The sequence below is a fragment of the Photobacterium makurazakiensis genome, assembly GCF_050336715.1.
Classification (GTDB): domain Bacteria; phylum Pseudomonadota; class Gammaproteobacteria; order Enterobacterales; family Vibrionaceae; genus Photobacterium; species Photobacterium makurazakiensis.
In genome coordinates, this window is sequence record NZ_JAKJSJ010000012.1 from 42,215 (window position 1) to 64,089 (window position 21,875).

General features: G+C 46.0%; 19 protein-coding genes. 3 read left to right on the top strand and 16 right to left on the bottom strand.

What is annotated here, in order from left to right; translation table 11 throughout:
• Positions 1-108: 108 nt before the first annotated feature.
• The gene (gene radA / locus L4D09_RS04845) at positions 109-1,497 is read right to left on the bottom strand and encodes a DNA repair protein RadA (RefSeq protein WP_428456369.1); all 1,389 of its coding nucleotides are present in this window, start codon (positions 1,495-1,497) and stop codon (positions 109-111) included.
• A gap of 146 nt (positions 1,498-1,643) precedes the next feature.
• On the opposite strand from radA, the gene L4D09_RS04850 reads away from it, so the two are divergent.
• On the top strand, positions 1,644-3,998 hold the full coding sequence (locus tag L4D09_RS04850) for a PilZ domain-containing protein (protein ID WP_428456370.1): 2,355 nt from the start codon (positions 1,644-1,646) through the stop codon (positions 3,996-3,998).
• Positions 3,999-4,015: 17 nt separating this feature from the next.
• Here L4D09_RS04850 and serB read toward each other — a convergent pair whose 3' ends face one another.
• On the bottom strand, positions 4,016-4,996 hold the full coding sequence (serB, locus tag L4D09_RS04855) for a phosphoserine phosphatase (RefSeq protein ID WP_428456371.1): 981 nt from the start codon (positions 4,994-4,996) through the stop codon (positions 4,016-4,018).
• Positions 4,997-5,077: 81 nt separating this feature from the next.
• Between serB and L4D09_RS04860 the strand changes: the two genes are divergently transcribed.
• The gene (locus L4D09_RS04860) at positions 5,078-5,689 is read left to right on the top strand and encodes a YtjB family periplasmic protein (protein ID WP_428456372.1); all 612 of its coding nucleotides are present in this window, start codon (positions 5,078-5,080) and stop codon (positions 5,687-5,689) included.
• A 69-nt stretch (positions 5,690-5,758) separates the two neighbouring features.
• Here L4D09_RS04860 and deoD read toward each other — a convergent pair whose 3' ends face one another.
• The 14 genes from deoD to ubiT form a co-directional block, all read right to left on the bottom strand.
• Complete coding sequence (deoD, locus tag L4D09_RS04865; RefSeq protein ID WP_428456373.1) at positions 5,759-6,484, bottom strand: purine-nucleoside phosphorylase; 726 nt, start codon at positions 6,482-6,484, stop codon at positions 5,759-5,761.
• A 156-nt stretch (positions 6,485-6,640) separates the two neighbouring features.
• Positions 6,641-7,861, bottom strand: a complete 1,221-nt coding sequence (locus L4D09_RS04870) for a phosphopentomutase (protein ID WP_428456374.1) — start codon at positions 7,859-7,861, stop codon at positions 6,641-6,643.
• A 10-nt stretch (positions 7,862-7,871) separates the two neighbouring features.
• Positions 7,872-9,203, bottom strand: coding sequence for a thymidine phosphorylase (gene deoA / locus L4D09_RS04875; RefSeq protein ID WP_428456375.1), 1,332 nt, complete (start codon positions 9,201-9,203; stop codon positions 7,872-7,874).
• 211 nt (positions 9,204-9,414) lie between these two features.
• Entirely contained in the window at positions 9,415-10,188 is a 774-nt protein-coding gene (gene deoC, locus L4D09_RS04880; RefSeq protein WP_428456376.1) for a deoxyribose-phosphate aldolase, read from the bottom strand.
• A 444-nt stretch (positions 10,189-10,632) separates the two neighbouring features.
• Entirely contained in the window at positions 10,633-10,803 is a 171-nt protein-coding gene (locus tag L4D09_RS04885; RefSeq protein WP_428456377.1) for a XapX domain-containing protein, read from the bottom strand.
• A gap of 315 nt (positions 10,804-11,118) precedes the next feature.
• A complete protein-coding gene (locus L4D09_RS04890) occupies positions 11,119-12,384 on the bottom strand; it encodes a NupC/NupG family nucleoside CNT transporter (protein WP_428456378.1) in 1,266 nt (421 codons plus the stop codon).
• Between the two features lie 220 nt (positions 12,385-12,604).
• Positions 12,605-13,399, bottom strand: coding sequence for a TatD family hydrolase (locus L4D09_RS04895; protein WP_428456379.1), 795 nt, complete (start codon positions 13,397-13,399; stop codon positions 12,605-12,607).
• Positions 13,389-13,571, bottom strand: coding sequence for a DUF5363 family protein (locus L4D09_RS04900; protein WP_428456380.1), 183 nt, complete (start codon positions 13,569-13,571; stop codon positions 13,389-13,391). The genes L4D09_RS04895 and L4D09_RS04900 overlap by 11 nt, the downstream gene beginning before the upstream one ends.
• Before the next feature lie 3 nt (positions 13,572-13,574).
• Positions 13,575-15,662 (bottom strand): glycogen debranching protein GlgX, encoded by a 2,088-nt coding sequence (gene glgX, locus L4D09_RS04905; RefSeq protein WP_428456381.1) that lies wholly within the window; start codon positions 15,660-15,662, stop codon positions 13,575-13,577.
• 195 nt (positions 15,663-15,857) lie between these two features.
• On the bottom strand, positions 15,858-17,438 hold the full coding sequence (gene prfC, locus L4D09_RS04910) for a peptide chain release factor 3 (RefSeq protein WP_428456382.1): 1,581 nt from the start codon (positions 17,436-17,438) through the stop codon (positions 15,858-15,860).
• A 188-nt stretch (positions 17,439-17,626) separates the two neighbouring features.
• Positions 17,627-18,073, bottom strand: a complete 447-nt coding sequence (rimI, locus tag L4D09_RS04915) for a ribosomal protein S18-alanine N-acetyltransferase (RefSeq protein ID WP_428456383.1) — start codon at positions 18,071-18,073, stop codon at positions 17,627-17,629.
• Entirely contained in the window at positions 18,063-18,464 is a 402-nt protein-coding gene (locus L4D09_RS04920; protein WP_428456384.1) for a DNA polymerase III subunit psi, read from the bottom strand. The genes rimI and L4D09_RS04920 overlap by 11 nt, the downstream gene beginning before the upstream one ends.
• 129 nt (positions 18,465-18,593) lie before the next feature.
• A complete protein-coding gene (locus L4D09_RS04925) occupies positions 18,594-19,097 on the bottom strand; it encodes a GNAT family N-acetyltransferase (protein WP_428456385.1) in 504 nt (167 codons plus the stop codon).
• On the bottom strand, positions 19,087-19,608 hold the full coding sequence (gene ubiT, locus L4D09_RS04930; RefSeq protein WP_428456386.1) for a ubiquinone anaerobic biosynthesis accessory factor UbiT: 522 nt from the start codon (positions 19,606-19,608) through the stop codon (positions 19,087-19,089). The genes L4D09_RS04925 and ubiT overlap by 11 nt, the downstream gene beginning before the upstream one ends.
• Before the next feature lie 204 nt (positions 19,609-19,812).
• On the opposite strand from ubiT, the gene L4D09_RS04935 reads away from it, so the two are divergent.
• A complete protein-coding gene (locus L4D09_RS04935) occupies positions 19,813-21,855 on the top strand; it encodes a sensor domain-containing protein (protein WP_428456387.1) in 2,043 nt (680 codons plus the stop codon).
• Positions 21,856-21,875 lie beyond the last annotated feature (20 nt).

A 21,875-nucleotide genomic window follows, 5' to 3' on the forward strand; every position in this document is an offset into this window, starting at 1 on the left:
CTGCAAGACTGATACTCAAAGGGCTGCCAATGGCAGCCCTTTTTCATGGTATCAATTATATCGACTGCCATCCGCTGTTCCTACGATTAACCTTTGGGTTAATCGTCACTATAACGCCACCTGCTCAAACGCGGTTAATGCTTCTTGCAGATCTTCAACAGCGATGATTTCAATGCCATTAATTTTACGGCTCGCATTGGCTTTTGGCACAATCGCTCGGGTAAACCCTTGCTTAGCCGCTTCCTTGATCCGTTCGACGCCATTGGCTGCCGGACGAATATCGGCATTTAGGCCAATTTCACCAAACACCAATACATCTTGCGGAATAGGTGCATTTTTAAAGCTAGAAAAAATAGATAACAGTACGGCTAAGTCTGCAGAGGTTTCTTCAATTTTAATGCCGCCTACACAGTTCACAAAGATATCCATGTCAGACAACATCACCCCGCCATGACGCGCTAATACCGCTATCGACATTGCCAATCGGTTTGAGTCATAACCCACGGTTAGACGGCGCGGGTTTTCGGTCACTGAGTTATTACATAATGCTTGGATCTCGACAAGCAACGGCCTGGTGCCTTCCCAAAGCGTGGTACAGGCCGAGCCTGCATGGTTCTTGTCTGATCGACTAAGGAACAAGGCAGAAGGGTTTTTAACTTGCTTCATGCCGGCTTCGGTCATCGCAAAGAAGCACGACTCCGAATCAGCTCCAAAACGGTTTTTTGACGTCCGTAGTACCCTGAATTTTTCATCTGCGGTGGAAGACAAGGCAAATAAGCCATCCACAATGTGGATCAGCTGCATGGGGCCTGCCACGTTCGAGTCTTTGTTAATGTGACCAACAATCATGAACGTTACCCCTTCTGTTTTTGCAAAACGGGTTAACGCGGCCGCAGATTCTTTAACTTGGCTTGGGCTACCGGCGGCAGAGTCATTATGAGCAACGGTCATGGTCTGGATTGAATCGATGATCACAAACTCGGCTTTTTGAGCCGAAATGTGGCTGATCACTTGCTCAACCGAGGTTTCTGCCACCACATTAATATTATCGAGGTTTTGTATGCCTAGACGCTGGGCTCGTTGGGAGATCTGATTAATCGACTCTTCCCCCGAAACATACAACGACGACTTAGTTGCAGCCACAGCACCGATACTTTGAAGTAATAATGTCGACTTACCCGCCCCAGGATCACCGCACAGTAACAGTACCGAACCTGGCACAATGCCCCCACCGAACACACGGTCGAGTTCAGAAATACCAGAAGCAAAACGTGGGACGTCTTTATTTTCAACTTCAGATAGCTTTTGAACTTTCGTTGCAGCACCAGCATAGCTGTTCGCGGCCGACACCCCGGCGACACCAACAGCGGCGCGGGTCTTAGGTACCGTAAATTCGGTTATTGTATTCCACGCCGCACAGGCACTGCACTGCCCCTGCCAGCGAGGAAAATCTGCACCGCAGTCACTGCATACGTATGCCCGCTTAGTTTTGGCCATGTTTCACCTTGAATATAAGCAAAATAGTTAAATTCCCAGCTGGGATATCATTTAGCGTAAAATTAATGATGCCTTAGGGTTACAGACTCAAGTTTTTACTGCAAAATACAGATAATAAACTACGCACTCACAAATAAAAAATAACTATGTTGCTTGACGACCATAAAGGCTTAATTGAAAAGCTGATCCCAGTTTATGACAGTGCAGATTTTGATGATGTTTTTCAAATGTTTACTGCAGATGAAAGCGGGCCCACGAAGCTTAAAATCAAAATGGAGCTTCATCGGATCATGACGCCTTGTCGACAGGTCGTCGATCTTCGAGGGCGAGTAAAAGGTGAGTGCCGCCCTTACGAACTAGACGGATTGACTCATTGGCTTGATGATGTCGCCATCAACACTTACCACAAGCGCATCAAAATCTTTGGGGGGAAATTCCGCCTTGGGCTCTATGAAGCGTTAATGAATACTCGTAATAATTTTCGAGTACTGCATCAGCAGCAAAAGCAACAACCACTAAAAGAAGCGCAAGCTGAACAGCGAGACACCCAATTCGACGCCCCAATTATCCGCTTTGGCCATTATCTCACTCGTGACGAGAACCGATTACAACTAGCCACTCAGGTAAATCTAGAGCTGCCCTTCAATCAGGTCGTCAATGGTATGACGTCGGATTTATCATATTCTGGGGCTAAATTTAAAGTGCCTGCCGCCTTTAAATATAACCTGGGGATGACCGTTACGGCTCGCTTCCCTAAAATGGCCGATGTACTCAGCGAACCACGCCTTAACCAAGGGGTACGCTACCGCATTCTCGGTATTGATGAAAATAAAGACAATGACAGCTTTAAGTGGCTTAGGTTAAAAATCATCAGTGAGAACGCCTTAATCAAATCTGCCATTGACCAAAGCTTGAAGGCCTCTAACTATAAAGCCAAAAAGAACCACGAAGATAAGGTCATTCAAACCCGAACCAAAGGCTACGAGCATTGCTTTTTAAAGCACAGCGCTTCAATGCCACTGTTCTTTTCTGGCTCAACACTGAAATACAGCTTATTAACTAAACACAATCGCCATCTTTGGGATAATTGGCATGATGAGCGTAATCAACCCGTCATTAACCATCTACTGTCAAAAGACAGAATGGCAAGCTTGGGTAAAGCGGGAATAAAACAAGGCAGCACGTTGATTTATAGCTTTAGCCACGATCATGACAGCAAGTCTTACTTCTACTCTGCCGCCCTGCCTGAAATGACCATTGAGCAGCGTAACCTCTTTTGGCATATCGGTGCGCCGCGCAGCAGTTGGCGGGTCAGCAGGCTAACGATTCAGCCCATCGAACAAGATGACATTGAACGACTAAAAGATATTGCGCCGGAAATGATCGAACAAATGAGCTCACTGACGCATATAGGGTTATTGCAAGATCTGACCAACCCTCAGGCAAATCAAGATTACCGCTTAACCATTAAACCACAGCTCTCAGGCAAAGCCCTGCAGGCCTTCCGCCACCAGCGTAATCCAATCGCTTCAGCGAAAGCCATTTACTTCGATCCCAAACCTCAACGCAGTGAAGCGCGCTTTTTATTAGATACCGAGGTTGAGTGCCACCACCCACAGCATGATCCCATAAAGGGAAAGACCCTCGATTTCTCTGCACGAGGACTTAATATCCACCTTGAAACCCCTTTACCGGTTTGCCGCGACGATGCTGTGTCGATTTCATTCCCACAGCTAGAAAAACTCGATAAAAAAACGGTATTAGGCCAAGTTCCTTACAAAGTTATTCGCGTTAGCCCAAGCAACGGAACGATCCAACTGACAATGGGGGACGGCCCTCAAGCCCTGCAAGGTGAGCAATTTTTACGTAAACTCATTCAGCACAATGAAAATAAATTGGTCATAACGGAAGAAAAACTGCCTACGGGTGAGTTGCTCATGGCCATGCACCAAATGCTACTGAATCGCTTGAATAGTATTCCGTACTTCGGTGAAAAGGTTGATCATAAAATCAAAATAAAAGCGGTGGGCTGTAACTTCCCACTCACCCCCATGGCACGGCTATTTAATCAAATCGGGGGAGAGGGACAACTGTCACTGGAGCCCCTATTTAAAAACCGCTTAAAACGCTTACTGGCTGAAACCATGCGACCTGTCGATATTCACCAACCGCATGCGCATGAGCTTTACCTCTGGGTACAACGAAAAGGCACTAACGTTCGCCGTATCGACAGTAAACTTATTGATGAATTCAACTGTATTGATGACAGAATTAACTTCATCAAAAACGCGAAAAAGCACGGTGAGTTCATGGCTATTCGTATCACGGCAGTGCCTGTACTAAGCCCTATCACCGCTTTAATCAGCAAAGATCTAGGTGAACTTGCCCGTATGACATTGCATCGGGCAAGGGCGCTAGAAGAAGAACTCAGCGCGCTTATCGGTTGTGGTGAACTTCACGATATTACCGATGAAGTGCAGGTTCGGTTGGAAATAAAATAATCGCTAGGGTTCTGAGCTTACCAGTTCAACTTTTGCGGCAACAATGAAGCCGAAAGCAGGCAAATCACCGCCCCCAAGTCAGCATACCTGACAGCAACAGGTGCCTCCGCTTCCACTTTTGGTTTCGCATGGTATGCAACCCCTAGCCCTGCCGCTTTGATCATCGCTAAGTCGTTGGCACCATCCCCTACGGCAATAGTATTGTGATAGGCAATATCATACTGCTCAGCAAGCGCTTGTAATATCTCAGCCTTCGCATTGGCATCAACCACATCACCCAATACTTTCCCCGTTAGCTTGCCATTTATAATTTCAAGAGTATTAGAGCGAGCATCAACCAAGTTGAGTTCTTGTTTCAAATAGTCCGAAAAATAGGTGAATCCACCTGAGGCGATCGCCGCTTTCCAGCCATAGTGATGTAACGTTGCCACTAACTCACGCAATTCAGGCATCATCGGCAAGCTAGCCCGTACCGACTCAAGAATCGACTCATCAGCGCCTTCAAGTGTCGCGACGCGCTGCCTTAAGCTCTCTTCAAAATCGAGCTCTCCTTGCATAGCACGTTCAGTAACCTCTGCGACCTGTTCACCCACACCCGCCAGTTTCGCTATTTCATCAATACATTCGATCTGAATCGCCGTTGAGTCCATGTCCATGACGACTAAACCTGGCTCCGACAAATTGGGGATCTCACGAATATCAGCAATATCAAGCTGGTAATGCGTCACACATTGTTCAAGCTGGGATGAAAAAGGGTTCTTTACTAGCAAACAATCGTACTCACCAACCTTCCACGCAGCAGTCAGAAGTAATCGTTCGCCTAAGGCATGTTCAATGTGAGCGACCACATCAACACTTATCGCGGCACCGTAAATCAGTGTCGTTGACTGGCTTCTCTCATAATTGGTGGCGTTGACAACCTCAGGGTAAGACTGAAGTAGTGAAGTATGTTTTCTGATTTTAAGCACTATATAGACATCCGTGTTAGAGTTATGCATTAAAACTACCCTATTGCAAAATCATAGGGCAAGCCTCAATATGCATTTTGAACCTAAAACTTAGCCTGAAATCATGAAATCATGAAATTAAAAAAAACACGCTTTCAACGACTGTGGCAATTTACGGTACTCGTAAGTTGTTTTGCCGCGATCATTGCCATGCTTGAGTACGGCTCAGATATCACCCAGCGTAACTACCGAAGTCTTAGCGAACAAACTCAGCAGCTGTCGCGCCTCTTGGTTCGTCAGGCCGCTAATACAGCAGCCAGCGATTTAGTCGATAAAAAACAAGATAGCCTGCAAGAGCTTGTTCAGCAGCTATCTTCAGAGCCTTTGATCTTAGATGCGACCATCTACGATGTTGAAGGAGTAACATTTGCCAAAACGGTAGATGCGATGCCACTCGAGCAAGTCACGGGCATGTCGACCCCCTTGTCTGTAGCTAGCTATGGCCGGCAGCAACTGATCGAGCCAATCAAATCTGCAGGGCAAGTAGTTGGCTTTCTTCGGATCACCCTTGAGCACAATAAAGTCGTCAACAAAACGCACAGCGATATTGACTACATGACCAACGTGATACGCGGCTTGATCGTCAGTGCGCTTGGGATTGGTTTTTTACTGGCCTTAACGTTTGGTCGTCGTAAAGATATTTGGCATTTCCCGTTTTTACTGACCGCCAACTCGAAAGACTGATTTTGGGCGGATAGCCCATAAAAAAAGGGCTTGCCTAACGGCAAGCCCTTTCTAATTCTAAACGTTCGCTTATGCTTCTTCAGCATCACCAAGCAGAACAGATTCTAATGCGATTTCCATCATTTCGTTGAACGTTAGCTGACGCTCTTCAGATGTCGTCGCTTCACCGCGCAAGATATGGTCTGAAACAGTACAGATAGTCAGGGCTTTAGCACCGAACTCTGCTGCCAGGCCGTAGATACCAGCCGCTTCCATTTCAACACCAACAATGCCGTATTTCTTCATGGTTTTGAAGAATTCGAAGTCAGGGCTGTAGAACAGATCAGCAGAGAAGATGTTACCCACTTTTACGTCAACGCCTTTTGCTTTCGCTGCATCAACGGCGTTTTGTACCATGCCGTAATCTGCCAGTGCTGCAAAATCGTGATCGTTAAAACGAATACGGTTTACTTTAGAGTCAGTCGATGCGCCCATACCGATCACAACATCACGTAGGTTTACATCATCACGTACCGCACCACAGCTACCAACACGGATGATTTTCTTCACGCCGAAATCTTTAATTAGCTCAGTTGCATAGATTGAACATGAAGGAATACCCATACCGTGGCCCATTACAGAGATCTTACGACCTTTATAAGTACCGGTATAACCAAACATACTACGTACATTACACACTTCTTTTGCATCATCTAAGAACGTTTCTGCAATGTATTTAGCACGTAATGGATCACCAGGCATCAGTACTACGTCTGCAAAGTCACCCATTTCAGCATTAATGTGAGGAGTCGCCATCGTTATTTCCCTTCTATCATTTGTTGGTTGTTGTGCAATACCAACTCAATGTAATCAAGTCTTGTAAATACTGCTTCGATCTAAAACAAATATAGACCGAAACACTATCAATAAAGTCGTTAAAGCAGTTAGCCATCGCCTACTTGCTTCTTGTTTTTATAGGAATGACTTTCCGTATTCCATATCAGAAGTACCGAAGTACTCAGCCAAGCTCTGGCCAATATCCGCAAACGTGTCGCGACGGCCTAATGAACCCGCTTTTATTTTAGGGCCCGTTACTAACACAGGGATATGTTCACGAGTGTGATCAGTACCTTCCCATGTTGGATCACAACCGTGATCTGCAGCCATGATCAATACATCGTCTTCCTGTAGCAGTTCAATGATCTCAGGTAAACGCTTATCAAAGTACTCAAGTGCCGCAGCATAGCCCGCCACATCACGACGGTGGCCATAGGCCGAATCGAAATCAACAAAGTTAGTGAAAACAATGCTGTTATCACCTGCGGTTTTGATCTGCTCTAATGTCGCTTCAAACAGTGCCGGGATCCCAGTTGCTTTAACTTTCTGAGTAATACCACAGCCCGCGTAGATGTCAGAGATCTTACCGATAGAAATTACTTCACCATTTTTTTCATCAACAAGCTTCTGCAGCACTGTTGTTGCTGGTGGCTCAACCGACAAATCGCGACGGTTACCCGTTCGCTCAAACTGACCTTTACCCGGCCCAATAAACGGGCGCGCAATAACACGGCCAATGTTGTAATCTTCCAACTCTTCGCGTGCAATTTGGCAAAGCTCAAGTAGGTTGTCGAGACCGAATGTTTCTTCATGGCAAGCGATCTGGAACACCGAATCGGCAGAGGTATAGAAGATAGGCATGCCCGTCTTCATGTGCTCTTCACCAAGATCATCCAGTACTTGAGTACCCGACGCATGGCAGTTGCCTAGGAAACCTGAAAGGTTCGCACGCTTTAGAATGCGATCAGTCAACTCCTGCGGAAAGCTGTTGCTGTGATCGGTAAAGTAACCCCAATCAAATAACACCGGTACCCCAGCCATTTCCCAGTGGCCTGACGGTGTATCTTTGCCTGAAGACAATTCAGCAGCGTGTCCGTATGCACCCGTAATTTCGGCGTTAGGATCAAGGCCTTCAGGGAAATAGCCGGAAGACTCTTCACACGCTTTACCCAAACCTAACTTATTCAGGTTAGGTAAATGCAACAAGCCACTACGCTGACCGTTATCTGCTTCACCACGTGCACAAGCCTGTGCTATATGGCCTAGGGTATTTGAGCCTACATCACCGAATTTAACGGCATCTTCCGTAGCACCAATACCAAATGAATCAAGTACTAAGATAATAGAACGTTTCATTTTGACTCCATTAAACATCTTCAGGGCGAACACGACGGTAAACTTCAGGTGTCGGCTCTGGCTTTTCGTTAGACACAGTAATTGCAGCACGTACAGCTTTCGCAGCGTCTTCCCACTGTGATTCATTACGCGCGTGGATCACTGCCAGTGGCTTGTCAGCATTGGCCTCTTCGCCAAGGCGAATCATGTCGCTCAAACCTACGGCATAGTCGATAGTATCTGCTGCAACACGACGGCCACCACCCATACCAACAACCGCCATACCTAACGCTCGGGTATCCATCGCAAAGGCATAACCTGTGGTTTCAGCATAAACAGGCTTAACCAGTTCAGCTTTCTCTAGGTAGTTATCGTAGTTTTCCATGAAATCTGCAGGGCCGCCAAGGCCAGCAACCATCTTACCGAAACTCTCTGCGGCTTTACCGTTGTCTAGTACTGCCTGAAGCTTCTCGCGTGCTTGCTCGATATCCGCCGCTAACCCACTGTTTACCAACATTTCGGCACACAATGCCATGGTCACTTCAAATAAGCGAGGGTTGCGGTATTCACCGGTTAGGAATTGCACGGCTTCACGTACTTCGAGTGCATTACCCGCAGTTGATGCCAATACCTGATTCATATCGGTAAGCAATGCGGTTGTTTTTGTGCCCGCACCATTCGCGACTGCAACAATAGACTTAGCGAGTTCTTCAGACGCTTCGTAAGTTGGCATGAAAGCACCAGAACCGACTTTTACATCCATAACTAACGAGCCAAGGCCAGCTGCAAGTTTCTTCGATAAAATCGATGCAGTGATCAAAGAGATATTATCAACCGTTGCTGTCACATCACGGGTGGCATAAACACGCTTGTCAGCCGGCGCTAAGTCGCCCGTTTGACCAATAATGGCAACACCTGCGTCTTTGGTAACTTGGCCGAACACTTCGTTGGTTGGCGTAATGTTGTAACCCGGAATTGATTCTAGCTTATCGAGCGTGCCGCCCGTGTGACCTAGACCACGGCCTGAAATCATCGGCACATAACCGCCACATGCAGCCACCATTGGGCCAAGCATTAATGAGGTTACATCACCAACACCACCTGTAGAGTGCTTATCAACAATTGGGCCATCAAAGTTCATGTGGCTCCAGTCAATAACCATGCCTGAATCACGCATGGCGCATGTCAATGCAACACGCTCGTCCATGGTCATATCATTGAAGTAGATAGCCATAGCAAACGCTGCTATCTGACCTTCAGACACAGTGTCTTTGGCAATGCCTTGAATGAAAAAATTAATTTCTTCGGCGCTTAGTTCAATGTTGTCACGTTTTTTGCGGATGATTTCTTGTGGTAAATACATGGTATTCCCCAGTAAATTCTAGTGTAGAGTAATGACCGTTTACTTGATGAAGTTGCCCGATTTAAAACGATTATTCGGCAATAGATCTGATTCTCGGGTACAGGGCAGCCGCCCCATATGCTGCATAAAGCAACCTAGGCAAGAACCAAACAGTAAAGAGTCACAGGTAATTAAAAATAAGGCGACCAATTGGCCACCTTATAGGAAAGAATTAGTAGCCGCCTTCAGCTGCTTTTTCGCCTTCACCCAATGTGTGAAGTAGGTTAGCAAGTAAGCTTGAAGCACCGAAGCGGTAGTGCATGTTGTCAGCCCATTCGGCGCCTAGAATACGGTCAGCCATATCTAGGTATTGCTGTGCATCTTCAGCGGTACGTACGCCACCAGCAGGTTTAAAACCAACTGTTTTAGCAACGTCCATCTCTTTGATCACGTTAAGCATGATTTCAGCGAACTCAGGTGTCGCGTTTACAGGCACTTTACCCGTTGAAGTCTTGATGAAGTCTGCACCAGCTTTGATTGATAGCTCAGATGCTTTCTTGATTAGAGCTTCAGTTTTCAGCTCGCCTGTCTCGATGATCACTTTCAACAGGATATCGCCACACGCTGCTTTACACTGCTTAACTAGCTCGAAACCAACTTCTTCGTTGCCAGCCATTAGTGCGCGGTACGGGAAAACCACGTCAACTTCGTCAGCACCGTAAGCAACTGCTGCTTTAGTTTCTGCAACTGCGATTTCAATGTCGTCGTTACCGTGCGGGAAGTTAGTAACGGTTGCAATGCGAACTTCTGGTGTACCTTGCTCACGCAGTTGCTTCTTAGCAACAGGAACAAAACGTGGGTAGATACATACTGCTGCTGTGTTACCTACAGCTGTTTTTGCGTTCTTACATAACTCGATCACTTTTGCGTCAGTGTCGTCATCGTTAAGAGTTGTAAGATCCATTAGTTGAAGTGCACGAAGTGCAGCAGCTTTTAAATCGCTCATGACTATCTCCAGTCCAGTTATTTTCTACCAAGCTTTATAGAACTGTTCCATACGCTTGACGGCAGTCTTGTGCGCCACCGCCAAACGGCCCGCTACGCGAACAGTTATACCCATGCCTGACACATGCCCGACAGGGTATTACGGACTTGATTCCTTGAAGACTCAGGTAAACAATGCGAGATCGTTAACCTGATTGATTTCCATTTCACCGCTTGGAAAGAGCGGATTGCTCTTCCCAGCCGTTATGCTATTTCAGCCTGCCTAGCGATAGGTAACACCATGACGGTATTGACTGAAACAGCGTTAATCAGTTTGTGATGGTGCGGGTCTATAATACCAAGCGAACATACCCACCACCATGAAAGTTACGTTTCTCAGTGTGGACAATGTGTTGACGTAACGAAAAACATCATCGGCCAATTCATGAGCTATAAATCGTTTGAGTCAGCTAAAAAAACGCTCTACGATCCATTGGTAAGCAATACCCCCACCATAAACCCCAACAATCCCCATGACGCCAGACAATACTGGTGGCGCAGGGATAGGTAGCTTCAGCGCTGAAAATAACACGCCAACAATAAACCCAGCGAACAGTGCCAATATGACTTCATTCATAATCATTCTCTCAAACGTTTTTCGCACAAGAGAAAGTGTAGTCTGCCTTACGTCGCCTGTTGCTCTTAATGGTATAAACCACATGCTAACAAACCAGAATGGCAGAAATTGGAGCGCAATCGATTTTATGGCATAAATTAAAACAACAAGCGTTAACGTTTACCCTATCTGTTGATGCCAATAAGGGAGCTAACCGGGGGGAAGGAAGAGTGATTTGCGTTATAAAGAATAAAGTGCAGGAAGTTTAGTTTGAAAGTTACATACAAAAACGCCACAGCAAAGCTGTGGCGTTTTTCATCGACTTACGTCGGCTGATTACATTGCGTTAAGCGTAACGAATAGACCAGCAATTGTTGCAGACATTAGGTTAGAAAGCGTACCTGCGGCAACAGCCTTCATACCAAATTGAGCAATCTCATGACGACGACTCGGTGCTAGGCCACCTAGACCACCCAGTAGGATAGCTACTGATGACAGGTTAGCGAAACCACATAGAGCGAACGAGATGATAGCTTCAGTCTTCGGTGAAAGTACAACTTCAGCACCTTCAGCTAGGTATGGTGCAAAGTTTAGGTAAGCAACGAATTCGTTAACTACCAGTTTCTGACCAATGAATGAACCAGCAATAGTTGCTTCAGACCAAGGCACACCGATTAGGAATGCAAGTGGTGAGAATACGTAACCAAGGATAAATTCTAGTGTTAGTTCAGGCATACCGAACCAACCACCAATGCCACCAAGGATACCGTTCACTAGGGCAATCAAACCGATGAATGCTAGTAGCATTGCACCAACGTTTAGCGCAAGCTGCATACCAGATGAAGCACCTGCAGCCGCAGCATCGATAACGTTCGCTGGTTTGTCGTCAGCATCGTCAGCATCGCCAGCAAACTGTTCAACAGCTTCTTCAGTTTCAGGCTTGATGATCTTAGCAAATAGAAGACCACCCGGTGCTGCCATGAATGATGCGGCAATTAGGTACTCTAGAGGAACACCCATTGATGCGTAACCTGCAAGTACACCACCAGCAACAGACGCTAGACCACCACACATTACTGCAAACAGCTCAGACTGAGTCATTTTTGGTACGAACGGACGAATCACCAATGGTGCTTCCGTTTGACCAACGAAGATGTTAGCTGTTGCAGACATAGATTCCGCGCGAGACGTACCTAGTGCTTTCTGCAGACCACCACCAAGTACATTGATTACAACCTGCATAATGCCTAGGTAGTAAAGTACGCTGATTAATGCAGAGAAGAAAACAATTACAGGTAGTACACGTAAGGCGAAGACGAAACCGCCACCACCAAACACTTCAAACATAGTGTCTGAAGTCAGACCACCAAATAGGAAGTTAATACCATCGTTACCGTAAGCGATAACGTTGGAAACAGCCGTTGACATACCGTACAGCACGTCACGACCAACTGGTACATAAAGAACAAATGCACCTAAACAGAATTGGATAGCAAATGCGCCACCAACAGTACGTAGATTAATAGCTTTACGGTTATCAGATAGTAGTACTGCTAGACCTAGCAACACAACCATCCCAACCAGGCTCATAAACAGGCTCATGGTTTATGGCTTCCCTTTAGTTAAGTTTTTTGGCGTCTCGACAATTCGGCTCATTAAGAGTCCGGCGCATTATACCCATGCTGAGACGGATAAAGTAATGCAGAAATCACAGTTTTTAGAGAGACAGAGTAAAAGTTCAATCTCATTTGTGACATGAATCACAAAAAGGAAAACGCTTAACGCAACCGTTTCGCGCAATCGTTTTTATTGTGACTTAGGTTCACAACGAAATACCAAAAAGTTCAGCTGTGGTTAAGGTGATAACCCGCTCAATTTCCTGCTCACTTTCCACTCTAATAACTGCAAGTTCCTGCATAACATTAGCAAGTCGGTCTGGTCGATTAGGCTCCCCTTGAAGCCCTGATATCGGCATATCCGGCGCATCCGTTTCCAGCAAAAGTGTTGCCAAAGGCAATGCCGCTATTGTATTACGTGTTTTATTGGCTCTGCGATATGTAATCGTTCCACCGACACCAATTTTGATACCTAGATCAATAAGCTGCCTTGCTTGCGGGTAGCTGCCACTAAAAGCGTGGTATACCCCACCGGCAATCGGTGGGTTTTGCCTCAAAACACGCATTAACTCAGGGAAGGCTTTTCGACAATGAAGAATAATGGGTAAGTTATGTTCATTAGCCAGCACCAACTGTTGAGTTAGTAACGAAATCTGTTGATTTCGATTAGCATCCGTAATGGCAAAGTCTAGACCACATTCGCCAACAGCTACGCACCGAGAGGCCTTTTTTTCTCTCAGTTCTGATTCAACAGCAAGCTCTGAGGTCAACCGAGCAATGGCGTTCTCTGTATGCTCTGCGCTAAAAAAAGGGTGCAACCCCAGCGCATAATAAATATTGTCGAACACAGCACTCAACTGGCGGATCGCCTGCCAATTACGCTCACCGACAGCAGGAACCACAACAATGCCGACGCCAGCCTCTTRCGCCAAGGTTAAATACGCCTTTGGGTCATCGCAGAAAGGTGGAAAATCAAAATGGCAATGACTGTCAATCAGCATCTATTTTGTTACATGTTGAATGTGCTAACGACTTCGCACGGTTCTTCGGGTGGCGGGCATCATCATTATCATAGCGAACAGGCGCACAGCAACGACGGTTCTCTGGCACAAACCCCATTCGTTCACACCAGCGGTCATATGCCGCAACCCACTTTTTTACCGTTACCAACATACCTTACTCCTGCATCGATTTAGCGACCATGACGATCATACTACGTCCTGTCACTAGAATGGTATCATGTGGATAAACAGGCGCATCATTAGAATGATAAATATCATAAGGTGATCGTTTCGCTGTATTCACCAACAAGTGCCATTCACTGCACTGCCTGCTGGGTAAGGTGAACTCAAGTGGATCCCAATAAGCATTACATACCACATACAATTCATCCTGAGTAATAGGATGATTAACGGTCAGTGCTAACGAATGTGATTCATCAGACCAATCAGGTTGTTCGGGTGTCAGCCCATGCCAGCGAATACTGACCTCTTCGACCACCGAGCTCAGTGAAATATGCATATTCCAATCAAGGGTAGGTTCCGAACGGCGTAGTTGGCTTAATTGCGTCACAAAACGCAACATGTCTGGGTGCTTATCAAGTAAGCTCCAATCAAACCAGCTGATCTCATTGTCTTGGCAATAAGCATTATTGTTGCCTTGCTGGGTACGTCGAACTTCATCCCCCATGTTCAACATGGGTGTGCCGAGTGACAAAAACAGTGTTGTCAGCATATTTTTGCACTGCCGGTTTCGAAGCTCTTCGATTTCCTTGGTGACTGTCGGCCCCTCTACCCCATAATTGCTGGATATATTATGGTTATCGCCGTCATTATTGCCTTCACCATTTGCAAGATTATGTTTTTCGCTATAACTCACCAGATCATTTAATGTAAAGCCATCATGGGCGGTAACAAAATTAACCGAGCGATGCGGGGAGTGATGACGACCACAATAAATATCAGGCGAACCAAGGATCCGCGAGGCAAAACGGCTGACTGTACCACTATCCCCTCGCCAAAAAGCACGGATATCATCGCGATACTTTCCATTCCATTCATTCCAGCGATCGCCAATGAATGAGCCGACCTGATACAACCCTGCCGCATCCCACGCCTCAGCAATGATCTTTGTACTACATAAGATAGGATCGGTGTCGATGGTCCATAGCAACGGAGGCTCTTTCATTGGCTGCCCAGCGCTATCTCGGGCTAATACCGAAGCCAAATCAAACCGAAAACCATCAACATGCATTTCTGTCACCCAAAAATGCAATGCATCCATAATCATACGCCGCAACACGCTATGATTCGCATTACAGGTATTGCCACAACCGCTGTAATTCGCATAGTGTCCGTTTTCTTTATCGGTAATGTAATAAGCGCCATTCTGTAACCCTTTAAAACAGAATGTTGGTCCTTGCTCATCACCTTCCGCCGTATGGTTGAACACCACATCTAAAATGACTTCAATGTCCGCACGATGGAGCTCTCTCACCAAAGTTTTAAATTCATTGATTGCTGCTAGCGGATCATTTTCAACGCTGTAGCCTGCATGAACGGCAAAAAAGTTGATTGGGCTGTACCCCCAATAGTTTTGCCGCCCTTCAGGTGCATCACTGACATCAAATTGCTGCACTGGCATCAATTCAACCGCAGTGATCCCCATTGACTTAAGGTAAGGAATTTTTTCGATGATCCCTGCAAAGGTGCCTTTTTTACTACTCTCGACCCCCGATGTGGGATGCTTGGTAAATCCCCCAACGTGCATTTCATAAATCACCGTATCATTGAGCGAATGGCGAGGGGCTAGCACATCTTGCCAATCAAAATCTGAGTGATCGACCACCATGCTTTTCATGCTGGCATCCATGTTACGCCCTTTGCCTATCGCTCTGTCTCGGCTGTAATTGCGTCCAAAACAAATTGCTTGGCTATAAGGGTCTATCAACACTTTATCTTTATCGAATCGAAGACCTTTTTCCGGTATCCATGGTCCATCGACTTGAAAGCCATAAACTTGCCCGTGACCAATATTCGCCACAAAAATAAACCAATAATGGCCACGCTTATGTATCGATGGGTTCAATTCGAAAGAATGCTGTGGGCTGGCTGCATCAGCACTGGTAAAGAGGTGAAGGGTGACGCGTGTGGCATCTTTTGAGTACAAGCTGAAGTTTACCCCCGCCCCCTTAACGGATGCACCTAACGGAAAGGATTCTCCCGGCCATGTATAAACCTCGTTACCATATGCTAACTCCATCATCCTATCCACTCCTGCTCTTCCTTGTCGAAACTATATGCAATGGCAAAAATCACAATCACCATGCGCAGCACTGATATGCATCAACCAGAATAATAGACTTAAACTGAAAGGAGTTGCTGGCACCTCACAAAAGAATAAAAAAAGCCGCCACAAATGTGACGGCTCTATCAATGCTCAGGATTTCACTGAAAGCGATTAGTGCTCACGAGTGGCACGGAAGTCGACTTCAGGGAAACGCTCTTTCGCGAGGTTCAGGTTAACCATGGTAGGCGCGATGTAACTTAGGTTATCACCACCATCTAGTGCGAGGTTAGACTGACTCTTGCGCTTAAATTCTTCCAGCTTCTTCGCATCACCGCACTCAACCCAACGAGCAGTTGCAACGTTAACGCCTTCGTAAATAGCTTCAACGTTATATTCCGCTTTCAAGCGAGCAACAACCACGTCAAACTGAAGCACACCTACCGCACCAACGATAAGATCATTGTTTTGTAATGGGCGGAAGACCTGAACAGCACCTTCTTCAGATAGCTGTACTAGACCTTTAAGCAGCTGTTTTTGCTTCAGTGGATCTTTCAGGCGAATACGACGGAATAGCTCCGGCGCAAAGTTAGGGATCCCTGCAAACTTCAGGCTCTCACCTTGGGTAAATGTGTCACCAATCTGGATTTTACCGTGGTTATGTAAACCAATAATGTCACCCGCAAAAGCCTGCTCTGCACGTGTACGGTCGCCTGCCATAAAGGTTACCGCGTCCGAAATACTGACATTTTTGCCAGTACGAACGTGGTTCATCTTCATACCTTGGGTATAAGTACCTGACACAATACGCATGAAGGCGATACGGTCACGGTGCTTAGGATCCATGTTTGCTTGGATTTTGAAAACAAAGCCAGAGAATTTCTCTTCTGCCGCTTCAACATCACGCTCGTTTGCTTTACGTGTTTGTGGTGCTGGCGCCCATTTTGTAAGGCCATCGAGCATGTGATCAACACCAAAGTTACCCAGTGCAGTACCAAAGTAAACAGGGGTTAATTCACCCGCTAAGAAAAGATCCAGATCGAACTCAGGGCAAGCGCCAATCACAAGCTCTAGCTCATCACGTACGCTTGCCGCGAGATCTTCACCAACAGCAACATCAAGCTCAGGGTTATCAAGGCCTTTGATAATACGTACTTCTTGGATCTCGTGACCATGGCCAGATTCATACAAGATCGTTTCATCGCGATGAATGTGGTAAACACCTTTAAACTCTTTACCACAACCAATTGGCCATGAAATTGGCGCACAAGCCATGCCTAGCTCGCTTTCAACTTCATCTAATACTTCCATTGGATCACGTACGTCGCGGTCTAATTTGTTCATGAAAGTGACAATTGGCGTATCACGTAGACGGGTAACTTCCATCAACTTACGGGTACGATCTTCGACACCTTTTGCTGCATCGATAACCATCAAGCATGAATCAACCGCCGTTAGTGTACGGTAGGTATCTTCCGAAAAGTCTTCGTGCCCTGGAGTATCAAGCAGGTTTACCAAACAATCATTGTATGGGAACTGCATTACCGAGGTTGTTACCGAAATACCACGCTCTTTTTCCATTTCCATCCAGTCAGACTTAGCATGCTGGTTTGAGCCACGGCCTTTAACCGTGCCGGCTTTCTGGATTGCGTTTCCGAATAACAAAACTTTTTCAGTAATGGTTGTTTTACCCGCATCCGGGTGAGAAATGATAGCAAACGTACGACGTTTGTTCACTTCAGATAGAAAAGACATAGCGTTGATAATCCTGTGAGAGATTTCATTGATTGAACCCGTGACAGCCATGTGCATAGCACAGCGGCAGGTTCCAATTTATTTTTCAGGGTACTGAGCCCAAAGATGGCGGAATTATACGCAAACGCCAGCCAAAGAGACAGTGCTAACACCCTAGGCAGCAGCGTAAAATAGCTTAAACCGCCCGCCTACATCATCATGTAAGTCATGATCAGGGCATCTTCACGGCCATTTGGCCCAGGGTAATAGCCTTCACGGCGGTTTATTTCATTGAAACCTAAAGCTTCATACAATTGATAAGCACGCTGATTGCTGGCTCTCACTTCTAACCACACGTCTTGGGCATTTTTTGACTCAAGCTGTGAAAGAAATCCTTCCAGTAATAACCTTCCGTATCCTTTGCCTTGAAAAGCCGGATCAATGGCGATATTTAGCAATGTTGCTTCACCAGCCACCAGCTGCCCAAAGCAATAGCCGACTAATTGACCATCAACCTCAAACCCATAATTGGCCGCAATTTTATTGGGCGCTTTGCGGATCATCGATTCTGCCCAAGGGTACATGTGAGCAGCCTGCTCAATACGCCAAACATCATCCAAATGATGTGGCTCGAGTGAAACAATATTATGTGTCATAAGAACAAATCTGCTGCCATAAGGCTTTTTTACTTGCGGGATTGGTATGCATCTGTTTTAACGATACGGACGTCAATAGCTGACAACCCGCAAGGTGTGGCGATTCACAGCCTGCCACCCAACACCAGGTTAAATGGTGTTCTCGAACTTGCTCAATCGCTGAAGGCGGTAAACATAATGCTTGTTCTGCTGTCAGCTTCATGCTGCTAAGAATTTTACCAAATAACCATTTATCATGGTCATCTAGCTCATCGTCACACACAAAAAGCAGTTTACACGCCTCAGGTAAGTCAATGCTTGGTATTTCCATGTCCGGATAAAAAGCAGGCTTACGGATCTGCCAGTAAGTCAGCCCCATCTCCTGCATAAGCTGTAAGTTACGCTGTTTCATCCAGTCATATCCTATTGGGTATCGCTTCTTGAGAGGCGATACTACCAGATCTATTATTAAACGGAATTGCCCACCAATAAAAAACACCACCGAATGGTGGTATTTTTTGCCAGTGCCTATCTACGACGTTTACACATCAGCGAACTCTTCACAATAGGCAATTGTTCCGGTTCGATCACCTAATGTATTCGGGATCAACTCAAGCACCATAAATGCTTCATCGGGTACCGGATAAGTCGACGCTAAGCCATGATCGGAGGCCTTAACAAAACCCACCTTCGGGTAATAGTCACTATGGCCTAACACCACAACAACCGGGTAGCCAAAGTCGGCTAACATCAGCTTGGCTTCTTCCATTAACGCTTGGCCAATGCCTTGACGCTGGTACTCAGCTTTTATTGCGAGCGGGGCCAGCCCTTGCCAATTATCATCAACCCCATCACAGGTTACTGGGCTAAAAAACAAATGACCAAGGATTTCCCCCTCATCACTGCAAGCCACCAACGATAATGTCCGTTTGCCGTTTTCTCGCAGTTTCATCACAAGTTGAGCTTCTGCGTCGGTCTCGAAAACAGATTTCAGTAGTGCATCAATCGGCAATATATCCGCTGGCGCTTCGGTTCTAATGAGCATTCATAACCTCTTTTTGCTCAGCTGACGCTTGCATCCCTTTGTGAATGAAGTCTGCCGACTGCTGCAATACAAATTTGACAGGGGATGGCAGTGAATCCAAATCGATACTGTCCATCAGGTTTTTCACTTCCAAGCCAAGCTCGGTATCACCTTCAATCCGAAGACGACGTTGGAAGAACAGTGTATCAGGATCTTCTTTGCGTGCTGCAATTAATACCAGATCATTGCATTCACCACTGAAACTCACATCTTCTTGTTCAATATGTTCAGAGACAACCAGCTTCTCATCTTGATAGCTAATAAACCACTTCAGATTCAAGTCTCTCACTTCAACCTTTAACCAGCGATCTTCTAGAAACTCAAAGTCACCATCTTCAAGGGCTTCTTTGAATACCATTGCCAAACCTTCCAGCATGACTTTCTTTTGTACTGGAAATGGGGTCAGCTTTGCTGGTACGCGTAAAATTGACGGAGCATGCTGTACCAAGTGTTTTCTAAGTTGAGCTATCACTGTGTTTTTTCCTGTATGGGTCGCACCTATCTACTGATTGTATGGCAAGAGTAGGCAGCTGTTTTATGCCGTGAGTCAAAAAAAATGCGTCTGTCTATACAAAGTTTGGAAATGCGATTAAAACACGGGTTATAGTAACCAACAACATACACTTGCCGCCTAATTTTCAATTAAGCAGCAAAATACGGATATACGTTACCGCCCATGCCAACAGAGCAACTCAATTATTGGTTCCCTTTACTGACTGACAACAGCCCGTTTCTTTTTGCGGTGCTGGATCCTAACCATGATTATTTGGTTGTGAATAACCGCTATTGCGAAGTCAGTGGATTAGAGCGTAATGAGCTGGTTGGCCGTAATGATGTTGATGTACTAGGCCAAGCTTTCTACCAATCCATGCGCCCTTATTATAAACGCGCCTTCAATGGGGAGAGCGTTGAAAGTGAAGTAGTACTCAATGACAACCGCCATGACAGTAGCATGCATTTCAGCCTTGCGCCCATTCGCAATTCTGCTGGTGATATCAGCCATATTGTACTTCACTGTGCCGACACCTCTGAGCGGCAAGTACTGGTTAATTCATTGCATGAAATGGAGAACCAATTACAGCAATTAAATTTAATGATCACCGATGGCAGTTGCATCGTTGAAGGAAATACCATCATTAATGCCAACCCCAAAGCGGCGGAGTTACTGGGGTTTAGCTCAGCAAGCGATCTAAAAGGCGAAGAGTTGGGCCGGTTACTCATTGATAGTCAGAACAAGCGCCAACTTGGCAGCCAAATTAATAAGCTGAGCCAAGGTGAAACGCGAAGCTGCCACACCAATACGGAAAATAATCCGGGTCGAGCACTCTTACTTACCGCATCAGACATTACCCAACTAAACTCTCCAGCGAAGTTATTCTTGCTGCAAGCACAGAAAGATTCACCGCAAATAAAAATGGAGCAAGAAAAGGTAGATCAACTGGTTCAAACCGATGCACTCACTGGTCTTTATAATCGACACGGCTTCAGCCGCCATTTAGAGCAACTCATTACTGAGAAGACCTCACTCGTGATGCTTTACTTGGACATTGATAACTTCAAGAACATTAACGATTCACTCGGCCATCATATTGGGGACCGAGTGCTGCAAGAGATCTCTCAACGACTCAAGCAACAATTACCTGAGAACGCCGTTCTCGGCCACCTCAGTGGGGATGAATTTGGCGTACTACTACCCAACCCAGAGCATGCCCGTACTGGCGATCTCACTGCCCAGCAAATTATTTCCCTGATCAACCAACCTTTCGACCTGCACCATTTTAGTAAACACCTTGCCTGCTCCATTGGCATGGTTAGCTACCCAGGCGATGGCAACGATGCACGCATTTTGCTGCAAAATGCCGACACCGCCATGTATGAGGCGAAAAATCGGGGGCGAAACCGGTTAGTTAAGTTCAGTGAGGAAATGAACAAAGAAGCAAGAATGCAGCTCTGGCTTGAAATTGAACTACAAAAAGCACTGCAAAATAATGGTCTGGAAGTCTGGTACCAACCCAAAGTCAACGCACGAGATTTTGCTATCGATGGTGCAGAAGCACTGGTGCGCTGGAAACACCCTGTCGAAGGTTACATCAGCCCTGCACAGTTTATCCCGGTCGCAGAGCGCTCAGGGCTTATCGAACAGCTAGGCCAAGTGGTAATGCGCGAGGTTTTCACCACGGTCAAATCTTGGAAAGATCATGGAATCTTAAACGGTAAAGTGGCTATTAATTTATCGCCGCAACAATTTGGCAATCCCAACCTTATCGCCTTTGTCGATAAATTACGTAAAGCCACAGGCGTTAACCCGAACGATATTACCTTTGAGCTGACTGAAAGCGCCGTAATGAGCGATGGTGAACATACCATTCAAATGCTTAACGCGATTAAAAAACAGGGGTTCTCCCTTTCCATCGATGACTTTGGCACTGGCTATTCCTCATTATCTTATCTCGCCCGCTTTCCATTAGATGAGCTAAAAATTGACCGCGCCTTTATCAAAGACATTGAGAGTGTGCCCAAACAGGTCACCTTAATTGAAAATATTATTAATTTAGGTAAATCGCTCAACATGAGTGTGGTTGCTGAAGGCGTCGAAACTCGCCAGCAAGCCACCTTACTTTCCAATCTGAACTGCAATTCAATTCAGGGATTTCACTTCTATAAACCCGCGCCAAAAAATGAAATTGAGGCCATTTTGCACAAGCACGCACGCCACTAAGTTGGCATATAATCCTTTGT

What these genes read in the sequence shown, in the direction of transcription:
- L4D09_RS04890 (WP_428456378.1), bottom strand. Translation starts at nt 12,384, where the DNA reads ATGAGCCTGTTTATGAGCCTGGTTGGGATGGTTGTGTTGCTAGGTCTA.
- L4D09_RS04920 (WP_428456384.1), bottom strand. Translation starts at nt 18,464, where the DNA reads ATGAAACAGCGTAACTTACAGCTTATGCAGGAGATGGGGCTGACTTAC.
- L4D09_RS04860 (WP_428456372.1), top strand. Translation starts at nt 5,078, where the DNA reads ATGAAATTAAAAAAAACACGCTTTCAACGACTGTGGCAATTTACGGTA.
- serB (WP_428456371.1), bottom strand. Translation starts at nt 4,996, where the DNA reads ATGCATAACTCTAACACGGATGTCTATATAGTGCTTAAAATCAGAAAA.
- prfC (WP_428456382.1), bottom strand. Translation starts at nt 17,438, where the DNA reads ATGTCTTTTCTATCTGAAGTGAACAAACGTCGTACGTTTGCTATCATT.
- L4D09_RS04935 (WP_428456387.1), top strand. Translation starts at nt 19,813, where the DNA reads ATGCCAACAGAGCAACTCAATTATTGGTTCCCTTTACTGACTGACAAC.
- glgX (WP_428456381.1), bottom strand. Translation starts at nt 15,662, where the DNA reads ATGATGGAGTTAGCATATGGTAACGAGGTTTATACATGGCCGGGAGAA.
- deoD (WP_428456373.1), bottom strand. Translation starts at nt 6,484, where the DNA reads ATGGCGACTCCTCACATTAATGCTGAAATGGGTGACTTTGCAGACGTA.
- L4D09_RS04925 (WP_428456385.1), bottom strand. Translation starts at nt 19,097, where the DNA reads ATGCTCATTAGAACCGAAGCGCCAGCGGATATATTGCCGATTGATGCA.
- L4D09_RS04870 (WP_428456374.1), bottom strand. Translation starts at nt 7,861, where the DNA reads ATGAAACGTTCTATTATCTTAGTACTTGATTCATTTGGTATTGGTGCT.
- L4D09_RS04885 (WP_428456377.1), bottom strand. Translation starts at nt 10,803, where the DNA reads ATGAATGAAGTCATATTGGCACTGTTCGCTGGGTTTATTGTTGGCGTG.
- radA (WP_428456369.1), bottom strand. Translation starts at nt 1,497, where the DNA reads ATGGCCAAAACTAAGCGGGCATACGTATGCAGTGACTGCGGTGCAGAT.
- rimI (WP_428456383.1), bottom strand. Translation starts at nt 18,073, where the DNA reads ATGACACATAATATTGTTTCACTCGAGCCACATCATTTGGATGATGTT.
- deoA (WP_428456375.1), bottom strand. Translation starts at nt 9,203, where the DNA reads ATGTATTTACCACAAGAAATCATCCGCAAAAAACGTGACAACATTGAA.
- deoC (WP_428456376.1), bottom strand. Translation starts at nt 10,188, where the DNA reads ATGAGCGATTTAAAAGCTGCTGCACTTCGTGCACTTCAACTAATGGAT.
- L4D09_RS04900 (WP_428456380.1), bottom strand. Translation starts at nt 13,571, where the DNA reads ATGTTGGTAACGGTAAAAAAGTGGGTTGCGGCATATGACCGCTGGTGT.
- L4D09_RS04850 (WP_428456370.1), top strand. Translation starts at nt 1,644, where the DNA reads ATGTTGCTTGACGACCATAAAGGCTTAATTGAAAAGCTGATCCCAGTT.